Source organism: Achromobacter sp. GbtcB20, assembly GCF_019091095.1.
Classification (GTDB): Bacteria; Pseudomonadota; Gammaproteobacteria; order Burkholderiales; family Burkholderiaceae_B; genus Achromobacter; species Achromobacter mucicolens.
This window is the reverse complement of sequence record NZ_JAGXJZ010000167.1, coordinates 1-601: the sequence shown is the minus strand read 5'-3', so window position 1 is coordinate 601 and position 601 is coordinate 1. Positions and strand designations below refer to the sequence as shown.

The window sequence follows — 601 nt, the reverse complement described above, 5'->3', positions numbered from 1 at the left end:
TAATGGTAGAGCGGCGCGAAGCCCGCGCCGGCCAGGTGACGCTCCCAGGTCGGGTAGTCGTACCAGCTGCCGTAGCGCGGCCCGCTCCAGCCTTCCTCGTTGTGCCCGCGCGGATTCGAGCTGAACAGCACTCCGCCCGGTTTCAGCGTGCCGTGCAGCGCCGCCAGCACGGCGGGCAGCGCCCGGCTGGGCACGTGGAACAGCGACGCGTTGGCGAACACGCCGTCGAACAGTTCCGGCGGCAAGTCCAAGTGCAGGAAGTCCTGGTGCCAGACCTCGCAGCCGCTGTAGTCGCGCGCCATCGTCACGAATTCGCGGGAACCGTCCAGGCCGATGGCGCGGTGGCCAAGCGTGGCGAAGGTCTTCAGGTCGCGCCCCGGTCCGCAGCCCAGGTCGAGCAGCGTGAACGGGCTCGGCGCTTCGATGGCGCCGAGCAGGGCCGCGATGTTCTGGCTGACGTCGTGGCCGATGGTGCCGGCGAAGAATTGCCGGGCGTTGCGCTCGTAATGCGCGAGCGTGCGGCGCGAGATGTCGTCCAAAGGGTCGTCGGGGCTGTCGTTCATGGCTATCCGGAAAAGCGGCGGCGCAGGCGTGATGCCGG

The 601-nt window shown here is 69.2% G+C and carries 1 protein-coding gene; it reads right to left on the bottom strand.

The annotated features are described in order from the left end of the window. A partial coding sequence (locus KVT32_RS28380) for a bifunctional 2-polyprenyl-6-hydroxyphenol methylase/3-demethylubiquinol 3-O-methyltransferase UbiG (RefSeq protein ID WP_217619237.1) occupies positions 1-563 on the bottom strand: 563 nt, incomplete at its 3' end. Between the last annotated feature and the right edge of the window lie 38 nt (positions 564-601).